Source organism: Lentibacillus halodurans (genome assembly GCF_900112045.1).
Classification (GTDB): domain Bacteria; phylum Bacillota; class Bacilli; order Bacillales; family Amphibacillaceae; genus Lentibacillus; species Lentibacillus halodurans.
In genome coordinates this window covers 189,147-206,456 of sequence record NZ_FOJW01000005.1, presented here as the reverse complement: position 1 = coordinate 206,456, position 17,310 = coordinate 189,147, and the positions used below count along the sequence as shown (strand labels likewise).

At 41.3% G+C, this 17,310-nt stretch carries 13 protein-coding genes; 5 read left to right on the top strand and 8 right to left on the bottom strand.

Annotation, left to right across the window (positions count from 1 at the left end; genetic code table 11):
* Positions 1 to 56: 56 nt before the first annotated feature.
* The 4 genes from BM195_RS07865 to BM195_RS18835 are packed head-to-tail and all read left to right on the top strand — an operon-like array spanning position 57 to position 3,850.
* Positions 57 to 1,235, top strand: coding sequence for a galactokinase (locus tag BM195_RS07865; RefSeq protein ID WP_090236194.1), 1,179 nt, complete (start codon positions 57 to 59; stop codon positions 1,233 to 1,235).
* A complete protein-coding gene (gene galE, locus BM195_RS07860) occupies positions 1,232 to 2,230 on the top strand; it encodes a UDP-glucose 4-epimerase GalE (protein WP_090236191.1) in 999 nt (332 codons plus the stop codon). The genes BM195_RS07865 and galE overlap by 4 nt, the downstream gene beginning before the upstream one ends.
* Positions 2,231 to 2,237: 7 nt before the next feature.
* The gene (gene galT / locus BM195_RS07855; protein ID WP_090236188.1) at positions 2,238 to 3,722 is read left to right on the top strand and encodes a UDP-glucose--hexose-1-phosphate uridylyltransferase; all 1,485 of its coding nucleotides are present in this window, start codon (positions 2,238 to 2,240) and stop codon (positions 3,720 to 3,722) included.
* Between the two features lie 5 nt (positions 3,723 to 3,727).
* On the top strand, positions 3,728 to 3,850 hold the full coding sequence (locus BM195_RS18835) for a hypothetical protein (RefSeq protein ID WP_280141247.1): 123 nt from the start codon (positions 3,728 to 3,730) through the stop codon (positions 3,848 to 3,850).
* 48 nt (positions 3,851 to 3,898) lie between these two features.
* Here the strand turns inward: BM195_RS18835 and BM195_RS07850 are convergent, their stop codons facing one another.
* From BM195_RS07850 to BM195_RS07820, 8 genes are all read right to left on the bottom strand, one after another.
* Complete coding sequence (locus BM195_RS07850; protein WP_244535708.1) at positions 3,899 to 4,705, bottom strand: carbohydrate ABC transporter permease; 807 nt, start codon at positions 4,703 to 4,705, stop codon at positions 3,899 to 3,901.
* A 14-nt stretch (positions 4,706 to 4,719) separates the two neighbouring features.
* Positions 4,720 to 5,661, bottom strand: a complete 942-nt coding sequence (locus BM195_RS07845) for a carbohydrate ABC transporter permease (protein ID WP_090236183.1) — start codon at positions 5,659 to 5,661, stop codon at positions 4,720 to 4,722.
* A gap of 84 nt (positions 5,662 to 5,745) precedes the next feature.
* Positions 5,746 to 7,038, bottom strand: a complete 1,293-nt coding sequence (locus tag BM195_RS07840) for an ABC transporter substrate-binding protein (protein WP_090236180.1) — start codon at positions 7,036 to 7,038, stop codon at positions 5,746 to 5,748.
* A gap of 102 nt (positions 7,039 to 7,140) precedes the next feature.
* Complete coding sequence (locus BM195_RS07835) at positions 7,141 to 8,562, bottom strand: helix-turn-helix domain-containing protein (RefSeq protein ID WP_090236176.1); 1,422 nt, start codon at positions 8,560 to 8,562, stop codon at positions 7,141 to 7,143.
* On the bottom strand, positions 8,559 to 9,989 hold the full coding sequence (locus BM195_RS07830) for a sensor histidine kinase (protein WP_090236173.1): 1,431 nt from the start codon (positions 9,987 to 9,989) through the stop codon (positions 8,559 to 8,561). The genes BM195_RS07835 and BM195_RS07830 overlap by 4 nt, the downstream gene beginning before the upstream one ends.
* Positions 9,986 to 10,972, bottom strand: coding sequence for a sugar-binding protein (locus tag BM195_RS07825; protein ID WP_244535701.1), 987 nt, complete (start codon positions 10,970 to 10,972; stop codon positions 9,986 to 9,988). The genes BM195_RS07830 and BM195_RS07825 overlap by 4 nt, the downstream gene beginning before the upstream one ends.
* Positions 10,973 to 11,185: 213 nt before the next feature.
* The gene (locus tag BM195_RS18300; RefSeq protein ID WP_170848192.1) at positions 11,186 to 11,338 is read right to left on the bottom strand and encodes a hypothetical protein; all 153 of its coding nucleotides are present in this window, start codon (positions 11,336 to 11,338) and stop codon (positions 11,186 to 11,188) included.
* Between the two features lie 232 nt (positions 11,339 to 11,570).
* Positions 11,571 to 16,229, bottom strand: a complete 4,659-nt coding sequence (locus BM195_RS07820; protein WP_170848191.1) for a GH92 family glycosyl hydrolase — start codon at positions 16,227 to 16,229, stop codon at positions 11,571 to 11,573.
* 754 nt (positions 16,230 to 16,983) lie between these two features.
* Between BM195_RS07820 and BM195_RS07815 the strand changes: the two genes are divergently transcribed.
* Positions 16,984 to 17,172 (top strand): DUF4317 family protein, encoded by a 189-nt coding sequence (locus BM195_RS07815; RefSeq protein ID WP_090236170.1) that lies wholly within the window; start codon positions 16,984 to 16,986, stop codon positions 17,170 to 17,172.
* Positions 17,173 to 17,310 lie beyond the last annotated feature (138 nt).

Here is a 17,310-nt window from a genome sequence, read left to right as displayed (position 1 = left end):
AATAACACTATAGTAAACTAATTGTAAGCGTTTTTAATAGAGACAGGGGGAATTCCATGAATAACCTCACCAAGGAGTTTCAGAAATTATTTAATCGCAGCGAAGAACCACATGTATTTTTTGCACCCGGCCGAATTAATTTAATCGGTGAACATACCGATTACAACGGGGGACACGTTTTCCCCACATCAATTTCTTTTGGAACATACGCGCTAGGAAAAAAAAGGACGGATCCGCATTTCCGTTTCTACTCGATGAATTTTCCCGAAGTGGGTGTGATTGAATGCGACCTTTCCGATTTAAGATTCAATCAAGTGCACGATTGGGCAAACTATCCGAAAGGCATGATCCATCAACTTATTGAAACAGGACATTCGATAGAAAGTGGTGCTGACATCCTGTATTACGGTAACATTCCCAATGGTGCCGGTCTCTCATCCTCTGCATCAATTGAAATGGCGACCGGGGTCCTGCTGGAACATTTATTTGAACTAAACATTGACCGTATCGAAATGATTAGACTTGGACAGAAGGTTGAAAATGACTATATCGGAGTAAACAGCGGCATCATGGACCAGTTTGCCATTGGCATGGGAAAACGAAATCATGCCATTCTATTAAACTGTCAGACGCTTAATTATGATTATGCCCCCATTGAACTGGGAAATCATGCGATTATGATTATGAATACCAATAAACAGCGCACGCTGGCCGCATCCAAGTACAACGAGCGTCGCCAGCAGTGTGAGCAGGCGCTTGCCGATTTAAAAACAGAATGCTCCATTAACAGCCTTGGTGATTTAACAAACGAGCAATTGGAACAGCACAAACACCTCATCTCAAACCATATCAACCGGAAACGTGCCAAACACGCTGTGACGGAAAATAAACGCACACTAACAGCATTAAGTAAATTACAGAGTGGTGATCTTAAAGAATTTGGCCAGTTAATGAACGCATCACATCAGTCACTCCAACATGACTATGAAGTAACCGGCGCAGAATTGGACACTGTTGTAGAAGCTGCGTGGAAACAAGAAGGTGTGATCGGATCAAGGATGACAGGCGCTGGATTTGGCGGTTGTGCTATCGCCATTGTGCAAAAAAATAAAATTGATGATTTCAAAGACAATGTTGGACACATCTATAAGCATCGATTTGGCTATGCAGCAACATTCTATACTGCCGCACTTGGCGATGGCGCCAAAGAAATAACAGAAGGGGCATTTCAATGAGTATTCTTGTATTAGGTGGAGCAGGCTATATCGGCTCACATGCAGTACATCAGCTAATTGATAAAGGAGAGAAGGTTGTCGTTATTGATAACCTGGAAACAGGGCATAAAGAAGCCATCCATCCAAACGCCGCTTTTTACCAGGGGGACCTTCGCCATTTCGAATTTCTTCGCGATGTCTTTGCGAAAGAATCCATCGATGGGGTCATGCATTTTGCAGCCCATTCCCTTGTCGGAGAATCAATGGAGAATCCGCTTCAGTATTTTGATAATAACGTGTACGGTACACAGGTGTTGCTGCAGGCGATGGTTAAGCACAATGTAAAACAAATCGTTTTCTCATCCACTGCTGCAACATATGGTGAGCCAGAAGCTATCCCGCTTACCGAGACAATGCAGGCAAATCCTACAAGTACATACGGAGAAACAAAACTGGCGATGGAAAGAATGATGAAATGGACTAAACAGGCACATGGCATCAACTATGTTTCCTTAAGGTATTTCAATGTGGCAGGGGCAAGGCAATCCGGTGAAATCGGCGAAGATCATCGGCCCGAAACACACCTTGTCCCCATTATACTGCAGGCTGCACTCGATCAGCGTCCAAGTATTACCATTTTTGGTGATGATTATAACACGGAAGATGGAACTTGTATCCGGGACTACGTTCATGTAGAAGATTTGATTCAGGCACACATCCTGGCAATGAATTATTTAAAGAATAGCGGCCAAAGCGATATTTTTAATCTCGGCAGCAGTCAGGGATTCTCTGTAAAAGAAATGATCGATACAGCACGGAACGTAACCGGCAAGGAAATTAAAGCAGAAACCGGGGAGCGTCGTGCCGGTGATCCAAGCGTACTGATCGCAAATTCCGACAAGGCAAAAAAAGTGCTTGGATGGAACCCGACTCGAACAGCCATTACAAAAATTATGGAAGACGCATGGAAATGGCATTCAAACAATCCCAATGGATATAAGCCAGAGAAGGAGTAGATATATCATGATTTATCAGCAATTGAATAGCCTAATTGAAAAAGCTATCCAAACCGGGCTGATTGAAAAGCAGGATCATATTTACGTACGCAACCAAATCATGCAGCTTCTTAAGCTCGATGGGGACAGAGGGACAGATTCCACATCCCATTTTGATGCCCCCATCCCCGACTTGCTGGAAGAGTTGGTTGACTACGCCGTTGGTCACCATGTGATTGATGATGTTCTTGACGATAAAGAAATACTGAAAGCCAGCATCATGAATTGCTTTGTTGCCAGGCCGTCAGTCATAAATGACATGTTTCAGGAAAAATACAGCATTTCCCCTGTTGAGGCAACGGACTTCTTTTACCAGCTTAGCCAAAACAGCAACTACATTCAGACGAAACGAATCGAAAAAAATATACATTTTACGACCGAAACGGAATACGGAGAGCTGGACATCACCATCAATTTATCTAAGCCGGAAAAGGATCCGGAGCAAATTAAACGGGAACGGGGAAATAAGAAAAATATTGATTATCCGAAATGTGTTCTCTGTGTTGAAAATGAAGGATATGCCGGTCGCACCGGTTATCCTGCACGGGCGAACCATCGGGTCATCAAAGTTCCATTGCTTGGGGAAAGCTGGTATCTGCAATATTCCCCATATGTTTACTACAACGAGCATTGTATCTTGCTCGCTGAAGAACATCGGAATATGAAAATAGATAAACAAACGTTTAAACGGCTGCTGGCATTTATTGATCAGTTACCGCATTACTTTATCGGATCAAATGCAGATTTACCCATTGTCGGCGGGTCGATTTTAACGCATGACCATTATCAGGGCGGCAGATACAAATTTGCTATCACAGATGCGAAAAAAGCTTTTTCATTCAAACTGGAAAACGATGATAACGTTTCTGCTCATGTTCTGCACTGGCCCCTGTCGGTTATCCGGCTAAAAAGCACGGATCAAGAACAACTGATCAATGCGGCCAATCAAATTTTGCAAACGTGGAAAAATTACACAGACGATGCGGCCGACATTCAAGCGTTTTCCGGCGACAAACCACACAACACCATCACACCGATTGCCCGGCTGCGTGATGGAGTCTATGAACTTGACCTTGTATTACGCAATAACCGCACATCTGATGAACATCCATTGGGTATCTTCCACCCGCATGCAGACGTCCATCATATAAAGAAAGAAAACATCGGACTGATTGAAGTGATGGGGCTGGCTGTACTGCCTGCGAGATTAAAAGATGAACTCGCTGAAATCACGAACTGCCTGCTTGATCAGCCCAGCAGCGTAGCAGACTATCATAATGAATGGGCTCAATCCATCAAGCAGAAACACGGTACGATTTCCAACCCGGATGATGCAGACCATATATTGCAGCAAGAATTAGGCCTGAAATTCCAAAAAGTGCTTGAAGACGCTGGTGTATTCAAAGAAAAACCGGCATTTGATCGATTTATCAGTACGTTGAAAAGCAGGTGAACATTTTGGATATTACAACGATCAATGTTCTAAACAAATGGGAGAAATCAGCAGCATTGCCGCTTGAAGGAAAGTATCATATTGGCCTCAGGGGAAACGTATCACAGCTATATAAAATACGCATTTAACGAATCAAGGGGACAGGGGACACCGCCCATCCCCAAATCGACAATACCTTATCCTTTCACAGATCCTGCCAGGAGTCCGCGAACGAAGTATTTTCCTAGTATGATATATACGAGCAGCGTTGGGAGTGCAGCAACAACTGCCCCAGCCATCTGTACATTCCACTGCACAATCTGACTGCCGGAAAGGTTCTGCAATGCCACCATAACCGGCTGCGTTTCATTTGTCGTCACAGTTACAGCAAACAAGAACTCATTCCAAATGTTCGTGAACTGCCAAATTGCCACAACGACAAATCCGGTAATCGATAATGGAATCATGATATGTCTGAAAACACCAAGAAAGCTTGCACCATCAATTTTAGCCGCTTCAATCATCTGATCCGGAATATTGGCATAAAAGTTACGGAACATCAGGGTTGTTACCGGCAGTCCGTAAACAACATGCACCAGAACCAGCCCAGCAATCGTATCATACAATCCAATGGTACGTATAAATTGAATCATTGGAATCAGGATGCTTTGATACGGAATAAACATGCCAAACAAAATAATCGTGAATAATGTTTCTGATCCTTTAAATTTCCATTTGGATAAAACATATCCATTCATCGCACCCAACAATGCAGATAAAAGAGTTGCAGGTATGACTAAGTAAACACTGTTCATGAAGTTTGGAGCAAGTTCCTCAAATGCCCGGGCATAGGAACTGAAGTCAATCGAAGTAGGCAATGCCCACATATGCTCAAGTGATACTTCATCCAATGGTTTCAAACTCGTTACAATAATGACATAAACCGGCATTAGAAATAAAAAAGCAAAGAATACTAAAATGATATACTTCATTGTTTTTCCCATTGAGAATGGTGCCATTAATTATCACCCTTTCTGCTGTTCCATAAATACGGAATGATAAATACCGCCACCACAAGCAGCATGATAATTGCTATAGCAGCACCATTTGCATAATAATTGCCTTTGAAAGTCGCTTCATACATGTATACAGCAGGAACATCGGTGACAAAGTTTGCCCCTGATCCAGTCATGGCATAAATTAAGTCAAATATCTTCAATGAAATATGAGCCATGATAATAATCACACTTACCGTTATCGGCATCAACATCGGAATAACGACTTTTCGATATATCTGGAATTCACTTGCTCCGTCCATCCGTGCTGCTTCACGCAGTTCATTGGGGATCCCACGCAATCCGGCTAGGTACATCGCCAGTGAAAAACCTGTCATTTGCCAAACCGCTGCGATAACTACTGCAATAATTGCTACCGGCACACCGAACTCTATCTTACCCCACTCAAACCCCGCAAGAATATTCGTATCCGTATACCATTTTGGGGTTATTCCAAAAAACTGAAAAAATTGATTAATTCCTGTCGATGGGTTTAGCAGCCACTGCCACACGACACCCGTGACGATAAATGAAAGCGCCATTGGGAATAAGAAGATATTGCGAAAGAATGATTCACCTTTTAACTTTTGGTCAATCAAAATACCTAACCCCAGCCCCATAACAATAACCAAACCAATGAAAAAGATTGTAAAAAATACTGTATTCCGTAAATCTGCCTGAAAACGGAAATCCTGGAATAAATAGATATAGTTTTTCAGCCCGGCAAAGGAAAAATCAGGAGTCAGTGTATTCCAATTACTGACTGAAACATATCCTGTCCAGCCAATAAAACCATATACGAAAACAAGAATCAGGATAATAGAAGGAATGAGAAATGCCACTGCTGTCCATTGGTCTTTTGTGAATCCTTTTTTGTGTTTTCTTTTGCTTGGTGCTTCCTCCAAATTGCATCCCCCTTACTTAGAAGCCTTTTCCAAAATTCAATAAGAGGCTGTCCCCGATTCCAGGCAGCCTCACGGTTCAAATGATTACATTTCTTGTGATGCGGTTTTCAACGCTTCAATAAAGTTATCAACATCACGCTGTGTAACAAAAATGTTCACCGCCTGGTTTGCTTTGGTTAAAAACCCGGCCGCCGCTGCAGATCCGTGTGCAAGACTTGGTACGAGACGTGATTCACCAAAGTCTTTCATTGCTTCTTTTCCATATGCATCATATTTTGATTCATCAGCATCTGTACGAGCAGGGATTGAACCTTTTAATGGGTTGAACACATCCTGTGCTTCGGTAGATCCCAGGAATGTCAGGAATTTCTTAACTTCATCGGGGTTTTCTATGCCTTTAGGCAACCCAAATGTATCAGTAACAACCTGGAACTCACCTTTTGTACCTGGGAATTCAAAGTAACCAAAGTCTTCATCTGTTTTCATTTCCAGATCGTTTACAAAATAACCTTTTGCCCAGTCACCCATATTAAGCATGGCCGCTTCGCCATTGGCAACCAGCTGAGCTGAGTCCTGCCAGTTTCGTGCTGCATGATCCTCATTGATGTTGTCAAGAATCTTTCCGAATGTTTCTACCGCTTCAACGACACGTTCATCATCAAACGGAATCTCGCCTTCGAATAATTTTTTGTAATCATCCGGGCCAAGCACGCCTAACAGAACGTTTTCGAAAATTTGTGTCGCCGGCCATGAGTTTTTATCACCCAGTGCCATTGGCGTAACTCCAGCATCTTTTAATTTTTGGGATGCTGCAAAAAATTCTTCAAACGTCTCTGGTTCTTCAATACCATTTTCTTCAAATACTTTTTTATTGTAGAAAATCACATTTCCACGATGGATATTGACTGGCACGGAGTATATATCTCCATCTTTACTTACCAATTCAATCAATTCTTCCGGGAATTTTTCCTCCCATCCATTCTCTTCATACAGGTCATTAAGTGGTTGCATTTTATCAGCTGCTACCCAACCTTCATTCAATTCGTCGCCGCCGTGAACCTGGAATGTTGATGGTGGATCATCGCCTTCCATGCGTGTAGCAAGTACTGCTTTAGCATTCGTACCAGCACCACCGGCTACTGCTGCGTTTTCAATTGTCAGATCAGGATTCTCTTCCTCAAATAAATCAATTAATGCAAGTAACCCGTCCTCTTCACCGGCACCAGTCCACCAGCTGAAAATTTCAACTGTGCTTGAACTTTCTCCACCCTCTGAATCTGAGTCCGAACTGCCTTCTGCATCATTAGAACCACTGCTGCACGCGGCAAGCACGAGAACCAATGACAGTATGAAGAAAAAACCATATAATTTCTTCATTCAATTCTTCCCCCTTTTGTTTTGATAACGCTTTCAAATATCATTATAAAATTTCCTGCATAGTGATTGGACATTAATGACTGCATTTTATTATGATTACCTTCACTTTTTAAAGATTTGCTGCTGGAATTTTTTCGGGGACAATTGATAGTGCTTTTTAAACACCCGGCTGAAATAATTCGGGTCATGATAGCCAACCATATAACTAATTTCCTTCAGGGAGTAATCATTTTCCATGATCAGACGTTTCGCCTCATTCAGTCTTCGTCCAGTTATGTATTCAACAAACGTTGTTCCAAACACTTTTTTAAAAACATTTGAAAAGTAATTCGGGCTTAACCCAACGTGCCCAGCCATCTCTTCCAGCGTGATTCCCTGCTTATAATGTTCATCAATATATTCGGTCACCTTCCGCATAAGCCTTTTGGATTGATAATGTTCCCGGAATTTCAAACAGCAAAGCGTTATAAAGTGATGCCATTCTTCATTGGTATCCAGTTCGGAAATGGAGCTTCCGGGTAACGCAAGATTCTGATCCTCCATTAAACGTTTTACATTAAAATAAAATTCCTCAAGTTCATCTGCATAGAAAAAGTTCCGATTATCCTTATACAATTCTACGGCTTCATGTTCATTCCCTTTTTCGACCTCTGCCAGCAACTGTACAACAACATCCGAATTGTATAGTTTATGATCGCTTTTTTCACTGAATCCGTATTTTCTGTTATCCATCTTTTCAAGCTGAAATACTGCAGTAAGCGCATCATGATATGATTTTGGAAAATTTTCCAAAGCTGAATATGCGTACCCTAAGCCGACATAACAATCTTCACCGAATACCAATTGTATTTTGCGAGCTTGCATTAACATGTCAGACTTGCTTATTTGCGAATCTGCCAGTATACAGCAAACAACCCGGCCATCTGCGACATCGACTATAAATCGATGCTTCACATGATTGGCCAGCTTCGTCTGAATCACCTCTTTTTCAGGCAAGTCGGACATATGAACTACCAGAAAAAAGCCACTCTTAAACGAAGGAAAATAATTCCTCAATATCGTGTGCGCCTCTTTGTCCAACGGCTGCTGCATCAATCTTGAAATAAAACGCTCTTCAATTAAATCACGCTTTTCCTCCTGTTGCTTCCGTTCATGCTTAATTTCCTTTTTCACCCGTAAAATCGACGAAACAATTTCTTCCTTTTTACCGGGTTTTAAAATATATTCCTTCACACCGTAATGCATTGCCTGCTTGGCAAAATCAAAGGAATCATACGCAGATACTAAAATATATTTACTGAAAGGACTTATTTGCTGAATTTCTTCAATCGCCTCAAGTCCATTAATACCAGGCATTTTGATATCCATAAAAATAATATCAGGCGTGAGCTGTTTTGCCTTTTCAATCGCTTCCCGTCCATTCGCAGCTTCGTTAATGGTATCGATATCTGAAAAATTCTCTGCAAGGAATTTGCACATTGACTTTCGCTCCAGTAATTCATCTTCGGCAATTAGAATCCTCATTCTCGGCCCTCCTTATCATATGGCAGTATTATCCTGATCACTGTTCCTTTGCCAGGTTCGGAATCCATTTCAATACGATGGTTCTCCCGAAAAACAAGCTCCAGCCTTCTGATTACATTTGTTAACCCAATCCCAGTTGAATGGCCGACACCTTCTTGTTGCTGCCTTGTCAGGGAAATGATTTGATCCATTTTTGACTGACCCATGCCGACCCCATCATCACGGACTTCCACAATCACATTTCCGTGCTTTTGATAGATGACCAGTGAAATTGTTCCACCTTCTTCTTTTCCTTCGATTCCATGGATGAAGGCATTCTCAACCAATGGCTGTAATGTCAATTGAGGCACTTCGATATCAAGACACCTCTCATCTATTTCCAGGTGAAACGTCACTCGTTCAGAAAATCGTATTTTTTGTATGTGAAAATAATCCTGAACAACCTTCACTTCATCCTTCAATGGAACACGATGATCAATTTCTCCAAGACTATGCCTGAGCAATGCAGATGCAGAATCGATTAAGCCGGAAGTTGATTTGGCTTCTTCCATATATGCCATTTTGGAAATCGTATTTAACGTATTAAATAGAAAGTGCGGATTCACTTGATTTTGCAGGTGCTTCAATTCCATTTCTTTAACTAAACGATCAAGCTCAGACTGATCCTGAACTTCTTCAAATAGGTCATGTATTTTTGCACGCATTTGGTTAAATGTATCTCCGAGCAACCGTAACTCGTCATTCGTTCGAATATGAATCGGCTCACCCTGCAGTTCTCCACTAGCTACTTCCTCAGCTGCAGCAGATAGTTTTTCTAAAGGGCGGGTAATTCCTTTTGAAAACCATATTGCAAAAAATACTGCTAAAAGAATCGTAGTTAAAAACAGAAAAACGATAAATAGGATAAAGTTATTGTTACGCAGCTGCAAATCGTCATAAAAGGACTGATAAGCAGTTAATTCCAGCCTGATGATTTCCAACGTTGATTCGGAAATATAGTCTGATGCATTTCCTGCTTCCTCCAGATGATTCATATACTGCTCAGTATCATCCCTTAATACAAAGCCAATCGTAAGACCTGTTTCATGAATGAATGTTTCGATCAGGTTTATATAATTCTTCATTTCAATTGTCTCAATATAATAGAATGTTTCCGATAACCGGTTCAGATTGTCTTCCAGGTTTGCTTTAATTTCAAAATAATCGCCGGAATTTCCCGTATTCGAGTCATTAACAAACGATTTCGTTGCTGTGTACAATTCAGATGCATTTTGGGAGATTTTGTTCAGCAGCAGAAAACGCTGAAAACTATCATTATAAGTATTTGTTAGCTCATTGGAACTGACAAAGATTGATATAGCCGTTATTTGGAATAAAAATATAAAGACGAAAAAATACACAAGCAGCTTGCCACGGATAGTCTTCATTGGATCTCACCTTCTTGAAGGGGAGGTAAATCGCCTTTTTCGATAATTCTCGTATCTGTATATATTTTATCATCCAATATATCCTGTTCCTGCAATTCAAATAATACATTTACCGATTTTTTTCCCATCTTGTTCGGATATTGAGCAATGGTGGCATTCATTGCTCCTTCCTGAAGTAAATGTATTGTTTCCGGAAGCAGGTCAAATCCGATAATAGTAAAATCTTCATTGGCTGCAATTTCCTCAATCCCGTCCACAATCCCAATTCCATCGAGTGCACTGGTTCCGAGGAACATGTTTATCAATGGATATTGTTTCAAAAGTGAATAGGTCGCCTGAGCGGCACCAATTGACGTAATATTGGATTCTTCTATATCAACAACATGAATACGAGGCGTATCTTTGATAGCTTCTTTAAAGCCTTTCAGCCGTTGTTGCTGATTGATCGCATTAAATCGTCCTGTAACAATTCCTACATATTGCTCCCCGGTGGTATTGTCGATAAGTGCCTTTCCAGCCAATTTTCCTGCCTGGAAATTATCTGTTCCAACATAAGCTTTCCGCTCACTGTTTGGAACATCGCTATCCACAGTAATAATCGGTATCTCCCGTTCAACCGCTTTATGTACTAAATCCACAAAACGCTCGCCTTGAACACCTTGAACGATAATCCCGTCAACTTTAGCGGAAATCATCCGATCTAATAGCTTAAGCAGTTTATCGTTATTCGCCCTTGTTGGAGCAAGATATTCCAAATAAATATTGTGCTTTGCAGCAGCTTCTTTGGCTCCTTTTTCAATCTGCCGCCAGTATTCGTTATCCGCTTCCTCGGCAATCAGCGCAAAATGATAGGAATAATCGGCAGACTCAACTTTTTCTGTTTGAATAAAAAATGTCTTATAGCCATAAATAACCATACCTATCAAACTAATACAAAAAACAACTCCACTCAGCGTATAAAGCAGTAACTTGGAATTACTCACAGCAACTCCCCCCGGATATTGAGACAGTGGGACAGGATGGTTGTCCCCCTTGGCCCAATCATTTTATAACAATTCTACTTGCTGATCTTTTTCAATAGATTCATAGCAAGCATCAATCACCCGCATGTTATTTATTGTATTTTCAACGTCATGGTATAACTGATTATGACCATCCAAAATCACCTGTGACATATGCGCTGCTTGGCTGAGGTATTAAAATAAAAAACCAGCCCGCACGAATTGAACATCCCCGATTTCATCGGAATCTATGATTTGATTGACTCGTGCATACTGCGGATGGAAATGATACATATACATCAATGCTTCCATGAAAAGAATACCTTGTTCTTCACAAACTTCTTTCATTTCCAATACATCATCGGCATTCATTGCTGCCAGTTTTTCACATAAAATATTGCTTACCTTTTTTGGCAGCCTCCATATTTGTTGTTATGTGTGATTATACATAAAGCGAAGGAAATTGGGGAGGGGATCGTACATATGGAAAATTAAGAAGGCTTCTCATACGGTGTTGTGAGAAGCCGGGGGTGAGTCACCTCCGACCTCTCGATTCTGCTACGAACCAATTCAAATAAGTTTATTCTGATGAATCACTCGTATAAAGCTGCTGAATCTCTTCAGGACTGAGTGCCTCTTTGTACATTCGGATTTCATCTACCAGGCCGTTTGTCTGAAGTCCTTCAGGTCCCCACGGAGCACCCCCTATAATTAATGGATTGTCATTTGGCTTAATAGGGGACGACCCTGCTGCAACGCTGGCAACTTCTTCGCCATTAATATAACCAATAACCCGACTGTTCTGTTTCCATGTTAATGCTAAATGAGTCCATTCATTAGAAGGTATCGATCCATTATTAAACGTAAACCTGCTTCCATTATCATCCCATATTTCTGGATAAAGGCCACCGTCTGCACCAAGAACGTAGCCGTCTCCAATTGCTGTTTTGCCTATGATTTTTTGATCTGTATCTGCATTTTCAAGGTTAACCCAAAAACCAATTGTAAACGCATCATGGCCATTTAACAGTTCTGCAGAAGGTATTTCCACCCAGCCATCATTCAGTTGAAGGGCGTTACCGATGATCCCCTCAGCATACGAAGCATCACCATGTATCGTCCCGTCATGTCCATAGGGTGAAGCATCCTCGACAGTTTGATCACTTTCATTTTCAAAACTCAGAGACAATACTGGTCCATCATGCAACGCTTTCAATAAGCCCGTCAGTTCACCGATTTTAACGTTATGCAAACCAAGTGCTACATCACCGATGGTGAAACGAACCGTTTTACTGTCACCTGGATCAAGGGTAACCGTTTTCGTTTCTATATGCTCACCATCTAAATAAAAGTCAATAGCTTTGTCACCAGATAACAACCCTATATTTTCAACATTCACTGACATCACAGCTTCCTCACCTGGTTCAATAGCTGGAGTAGTAAGTTCGGAAATATCAAAAACAGGTACCTGTTCTACCTCATCTTTATATTTCCAGTCTCCGTTATCTGGATTTCCATAAGTTGTTAACCTTTCAACAGAGATAATGAGTGCATTTATATCTGCACTTAATTCCTCTTTAACATGTTTTGTTATATTTCCAGATTTCTTATCCATAAACTTCAGCAAATCATCAAGCATTTTGGCAGCCTGTTTAAAATGTTCTTTTTCAAAATGGTGTTCGGCCTGATCCAGCTTGGCATCAAATTGCTTTATTAATGGACCTTTAATATCGCCGGAATTGCGGTAATCTTCATATTTGCCTCTGACCTGCTGCAGTTTGTCTTTCGTATTTCCATAACCGAGAAATTCAACTTCAGCAAACGAAACAGAACCATCTCTTCCATTTTCAGTAACCTTTAGTCTATAGTAAGTGTATTCGCCAGGATTCTGAATAATAAATGGTTTTGTGAATCGGCGCCATTTAAAATTGATGTCCGACCTTTCATCAAGCACTGTCCATTCTTCTCCATCCACAGACCCCAATAGCTTCCAGTCCTGTGGGTCTGACTGGTCGTTTTCACCCGAAGTAATGGTGTACATTAACGCACGTTCTTTGCCATCCTTAAACTGGTACTGAAACCAGGGATTATCATTTTCCAATGTTAATGTTGTCTGAGAGGTGTTATCAAAAATTTGATCTGCTACCCCTTTATCACTATGAAAAGCTACACCGCTATCATCATTTGTTAAATCCTTTAATGCATCAGGAAGTAACGAAGAACCATCAGTTGAACGATCTGTAACAGATTCGGGTAACGAATCTTTACCAGTTCCCCAATCAGAGGGTTCTGAACCCATATCAAATTCAAGCGTTGCGCCCTCTGCTAAAAGATCATGAGGCAGCGTTGTCTGATTATACGGCTCCCCATTCACCTTTAACCCCTGTACATATTTATTCTCTTTGCTTACATTTGGTGCTTTAATAACAAGATCTTCCCCATTTTCCAAATGGATTGTCATTTTCTCAAAAAAAGGCGATCCAATTTCATATTCCGGATTCCCCATTTGTAATGGATAAAATCCAGCGGCACTGAATATATACCACGCAGACATTTCACCGTTATCCTCATCACCTGGATATCCCTGACCAATTTCACTGCCTATATAAAGACGTGATAACACTTCACTAACCTTTTCCTGAGTTTTCCAGGGCTGGCCGGCATAATTGTACATGTATGGGATATGGTGTGCTGGCTGATTGCTGTGCCCGTACATTCCCATTCTTACATCTCTGGCCTCACGCATTTCATGGATGACGCCCCCATAATGACCTGGATTTAAGGCAGTTTCTGGCGTTGAGAAGAAATCATCTAGCTTATTTGCTAGTTCTTCACGGCCACCATATAAGTTAGCTAACCCCTGACCATCCTGAGGAACGTGGAAAGCCATATTCCATGCGTTTGTCTCCGTATAGTCCCCACCCCATTGTTCAGGGTTAAAATCTTCAACTGATGCTCTCCAATTACCCGAGGAATCTTTTCCCATAAAGAAGCCTGCTTCCGGGTTAAACATTTCTGAGTAGTTTTGGGCACGCGACAAATAGTATTTATAATCAGCTTTATATTGGGCGTATTCCGGATCATCTTCGTCTGTGTTTTCGAGCATTTTTTTTGCCATATTTGCGATAGCAAAATCATTAATATACCCATCTAATGCCCATGACATTCCTTCGCTGGTAGACGTGCTTGTATAGCCTTCAAAAATAGACGTGGACAGCCCTTTCCGGCCGACGCTCTGATCGTCACTTGCAACTGCACCATTTTTTAATGCTGATTCATAAAAAGCCTCAACGTCAAAGTTGGTTACGCCTTTCTGATAGGCATCACCAAATGCCACATCTGAACTGGTGCCAACCATTAAATTTGCATAACCTGGCGATGACCATCTTGAAATCCAGCCACCGTCTTTATATTGCTGTACAAAGCCATTGATCATTTCGCCTGCATGTTCCGGTGTCAATAATGAATAAGCCGGCCAGGTTGTTCGATACGTATCCCAGAAACCGTTGTTGACATAAGGCTTTCCTTCTACGATTTGAGCACCTGTCTCTGTCGGAGTGTTCTCACCTACTGCTTCAGAGAAGGGGCTGGCATACTGATAGACCGGGTTATCCTCTGTACCCGTATTTTCGTAAGCTTCATTCGGATATAAGAACAGACGGTACATATTTGAGTAGAATGTTACAAGCTCATCATCCGTTGCCCCTTCAATGTCAATAATACCTAATTTTTCATTCCAGAGCTCTTTTGCCCGTTCTTTTATATCGGTAAACGTATCATCAGATGTCGTATCCTGTTCCAAGTTCTTTTTGGCTTGTTCAACACTAATCAGCGATGTCGCGATTTTCATGGTGACAGTCTTATCGGAGCCGGTAGTATCGAACTGCAAAAATCCTGTTACATTGTCTCTTCCCTCTCCAGTTAAATGACCACTATCGGTTACTGGCTTATCAAATGTTGCATAGACAAACATTCTCGTAGCACCTGCAGAAAGACCACTGCGAACGTCCGAAAAACCTGTGATTGTCTGATTATCCGGGTTCAACGTTAGTCCACCACTATTATTGACATTGTCAAAGATAAGATTTGAATGATCTTCTGTAAACGTGAATTTAAACATGGCTGCCCTATTTGTCGGTGCCATTTCTGTCTTAATGCCATTTTCAAATTTCACACTGTAGTAATGAGGCTTTGCGATTTCATTATTATGTTTAAAAGGAAGCGCACGTTCATTGCGATCAGCACTTGGATTTTCTCCAACAGACGGCATGACTTGAAACGTCTGTCGGTCACCCATCCAGGGACTTGTTTCATGGCTCAGAGAGAAGGCTTCAATTTCCGGCAAGTTATTTTCATTATTGGATTGTTGATAACTATAGAGCCAGCTCGTAGAACCAGCATCCGTGACCGGTGTCCAAAAATTAAAGCCATGTGGAACTGCTACCGCGGGGAAGTTATTGCCACGTGAAAACGTGCCATTGGAATTTGTCCCCCTCAGTATATCTACGTAATCCACAGCACTCGAGTAAGTTTTTTCCTCAGGGCTGCTGTCAATACTTATATCGTCAATACTTCCTTTAAAGACACCCGGGCCTTTCGGATTTTTATAAGCAACAAGAATTCTGTCAATAACTTTTCCCTCAGCGACTTCACCAATATCAACGCGTTTATGGTTCCACTGTTCAGGATAAAGTGTTTTGGACTCCCCTTGTTTCAGTGGATCTAACACAATATCATGCTGATCTTTTGCTTCAAGTTCGCTTAAATAGGTTCCATCGGCAAATGCCAAATCAATCGATACATAGGTACTCGAATAATCCAATTCATTCTCATCCATGAACTGTGGATGAATATAATAAGACAACTGGGTTTCTGGTGTCACTTCAACATCCACGTCAGCTATCTTATTGTAGGCATACGCTTCCCCAGAATCCTCATGACTGCCTTCATAGGTTAACGCCTTTCTGCCTGTCCAACCAGCATTTGTATTAGCAGTATAACTGCTTGCAGGCCCGTCACCAACGTAAGTTTTGATGTCTGAAGCAATTCCTGAATATTTCTCATTCCCATCGCTGTCCTTCTCCGGTGTGTTTTCCCAATCAAGCTGTGGATCTTCTGATTCAAAGGATGTTGAAAAACCATTTGCTGCAGCAGTTACTGTTAAGGCTGTTTTCCCTGATATAGATGACAACACAGGGAATACTAAAACAACACAAAACATTACTAAAATCTTCCTCATCACTCACCCTCCAAAATTTTTTGAGATACCAAATGCCTTATGCGATGGTCACCTCTATAATGATCAGCTATCATACGCTTTTCTTTACACATTGACAGGGTTCAGCCACCGGACTACCGAACGATCTACCCCTCATCCAACCCGGCCAATTAACCATGAACAAGTAATTTCCTAAAAGAGCGCTGACAAAACCGTAATAAATGCACCCGCAAACGTTGTTATTGGTAATCCGTAAAAGACATGGACAAGTATCACTCCCGGGTTTGGACAGCCCCCCAATCATAGCACCTGGCAGGGCTGACAAAACCGTTGCAGGCACTACAAAATAAATACTTTTCATAATTTCGGTGCTGTAGGGTTCCACATAGGAAATGAATCAAAGTGGGCAAAACCCACATCTGGTTCAAGGAAAATTTATCCAGCTGTAACAGGACTGAAGTAAACTGGCATGATATATGACTGCTAAAAAAATTTGTATTTAAAGTATTTGAAAGCTTATCCTATACGGATACCGAATAGATATTGCGTCCTTGCTGACCAGGTCAATCAATTCTTCCGGAAATTTCATCATCCAACCGTTTTCTTCATAAAATAACCCCTCCTTATTGACACCGCTTTCACAATTGATTATAAATGCATGTAGCCATTCCGAATATAAAATTTACTGCTTTTTCTTACGATTATCTTCATTATTTAAAGATTTCCTGCCGAAAGCGCTTAGGCAATGCCTGATAGTACTTTTAAATAAAATAATTTGCTAAAATATTGGGGTCCTTATAAAATAGCGGAAATCTCCATTCGTCCACAAGATGTGAAACATGTACGTCAAGTCCATTTCAATGGGAAGCGTTATCTCATGATTGAAGTAGAAGAAAATATGGTGAGTGAAGGCTTTGAAATGATGCCGGCAGCTTTGTTTCAGAAAGCGCCAGAAGATGAATGATTTGTAAAGATACAAAACCTTCCGGAAATAGAGCGCCTGTCTTTTTTCTGTAAAGGGGGAGAGAAACACACTAGTTGATCAACCGGCTCCCCCATTAGCTGTAGAATTTTTTCTTAATAAGACTCCATACGGCGTCAG